The sequence below is a fragment of the Caldimonas sp. genome, from assembly GCF_046289365.1.
Taxonomy (GTDB): domain Bacteria; phylum Pseudomonadota; class Gammaproteobacteria; order Burkholderiales; family Burkholderiaceae_C; genus Caldimonas.
In genome coordinates this window covers 1-2,154 of the sequence record NZ_JBKBVU010000329.1, presented here as the reverse complement: position 1 = coordinate 2,154, position 2,154 = coordinate 1, and the positions used below count along the sequence as shown (strand labels likewise).

Genomic DNA, 2,154 nt, shown 5'->3' with positions numbered 1-2,154 from the left:
TGTTTTTCGCTCATGCCGCGGGGGTGGGTCAGTAGGGCGTGGCGGCCGGCACCGTGCCCCCGGTGGACCTGGCCGTGCGCGAAGACCTGCGCACCCGCCTGGGCTGGGGCCCCGTCTTCCATCTGCAGCCCCTGCCCGAGGAACATTGCCGCGCGGCCCTGCGGCACGAGGCCGACCGGCGCGGCATCTTCCTGTCCGACGAGGTGATGGGCTACCTGATGACCCGCTTCGAGCGCGACCTGGGCAGCCTGATGGGCCTGCTCGACCGCCTGGACCGCTTCGCGCTGGCGCAGCAGCGCGGCGTGACCATCCCTTTGCTCAAACGCATGCTGGCCGAGGAGGCCTTGTGACGACGCCCCGCAATCTGTGCCTGTTCGACCTGGACCACACCCTGCTGCCGATCGATTCCGACCATGCCTTCGGCGAGTTCATGGTGCGCATCGGCTGGGCCGACGGCGAGGCCTTCCGGCGGGGCAATGATCACTATTACGCCCAGTATCAGGCCGGCTGCCTGGACTTGGCCGAGTACATCGAGTTCAGCACCGCGCCTTGGCGCCGGCGCCCGGCGCACGAGCAGCGCGCGGTGCAGCAGCGCTTCGTCCAGGAAGTGGTGCGGCCGGTGCTGCATCCGAGGGCGCTGGCCCTCGTGCGCGAGCATCAGGCGCGCGGCGACCTGGTGGCCATCGTCACGGCCACCAATGAATTCGTCACCGCCCCGATCGCCGCGGCCTTCGGTGTGGACCACCTGCTGGCCGTCCAGCTGGAACGCGACGCAAGCGGTACCATCACGGGCCGCATCCACGGTGTGCCGTCCTACCGTGAAGGCAAGGTGACCCGCGTCGACCAGTGGCTGGCCGGCCTGGGGGCTGGGTGGTCGCAGTTCGAGCGTACGAGCTTCTACAGCGACTCGCCCAACGATCTTCCCCTGCTGGAGCGTGCCAGCGACCCCGTGGCAACCAATCCGTCGCCCGCGCTGGAATCCCTGGCCCGGGAGCGGGGCTGGCGCATACTGAAACTCTTCGAATGATCAAGAAGCTGATCGACAAGCTGCTGGGCAAGTCCGGCGGCAAGCAGGCCGCTCCCCGGCCCGGCGCCCCGGCGCTCGGCCGCCGTGTGGAGGTGCCCAAGTCCGAACACGGCATCGACCCGTCCTTGGTGGACGAGCGTGCGGTGAAAGTGGTGCGCACGCTCACCGAGGCGGGCTACGAGGCCTACATCGTCGGCGGTGCCGTGCGCGACCTGCTGCTGGGCTTGCGCCCCAAGGACTTCGACGTGGCCACCAATGCGACGCCGGAACAGGTCAAGGCGCTGTTCCGGCGCGCCTTCATCATCGGCCGGCGCTTTCGCATCGTGCACGTGGTGTTCGGCCGCGGGCGTGACCACGAGGTGATCGAGGTTTCCACCTTCCGCGCCTACCTCGACGCTGCGGCTGCCGAGCAGGTGCAGGGCAACGAGAAGACCTCGAAGTCGCAGATCGCCGACAAAAGTCACGTGGTGGATGCCAGCGGGCGGGTGCTGCGCGACAACGTCTGGGGCCCCCAGATCGAGGACGCTGCACGCCGCGACTTCACGATCAACGCGATGTACTACGACCCGCAGCGCGAGATCGTGGTCGACTACCACGGCGGCATCGCCGACGCGAAGAAGCGCCTGCTGCGCATGATCGGCGACCCGCAGACCCGCTACCGCGAGGATCCGGTGCGCATCATCCGCGTGGTGCGCTTTGCCGCCAAGCTGGGCTTCGAGATCGAGCCCAAGACGCGGGAGCCCATCCAGCGCATGGCCCCCTTGCTCGACAACGTCCCGGCCTCGCGCCTGTTCGACGAGATGATCAAGCTGCTGCAGACCGGCCACGCCCTGGCCAGCTTGCAGGAGCTGCGCAAGCACGGCCTGCATCGCGGTGTCTTCCCCATCCTCGATGTGGTGCTCGACGAGCAGCAAAAGCACGACGGGCGTGAGAAGTTTGTGCAGCTCGCGCTGGCCGACACCGATCGCCGCGTGGCCGAGGACAAGCCGGTGGCCCCCAGCTTCATGCTCGCGTGCATGCTCTGGCACGACGTGCTGGACCGCTGGCAGCGCCACCAGGCGCAGGGCCAACCGGCCTTCCAGGCCTTGGGCCTGGCCATCGACGAGGTCTTCGATGCGCGCATCGGC

2 protein-coding genes and 1 pseudogene are annotated in these 2,154 nt (G+C 68.5%); all 3 read left to right on the top strand.

What is annotated here, in order from left to right; all coding sequences use genetic code 11:
• Positions 1-38: 38 nt before the first annotated feature.
• A pseudogene (locus tag ACK42S_RS17705) lies at positions 39-350 on the top strand (HdaA/DnaA family protein); the annotation flags it as partial.
• Positions 347-1,027, top strand: coding sequence for an HAD family hydrolase (locus tag ACK42S_RS17700; RefSeq protein ID WP_409710713.1), 681 nt, complete (start codon positions 347-349; stop codon positions 1,025-1,027). The pseudogene ACK42S_RS17705 and the gene ACK42S_RS17700, both read left to right, overlap by 4 nt.
• Positions 1,024-2,154 (top strand): polynucleotide adenylyltransferase PcnB (gene pcnB / locus ACK42S_RS17695; RefSeq protein ID WP_409710710.1); only part of this gene is annotated, 1,131 nt, incomplete at its 3' end. The genes ACK42S_RS17700 and pcnB, both read left to right, overlap by 4 nt.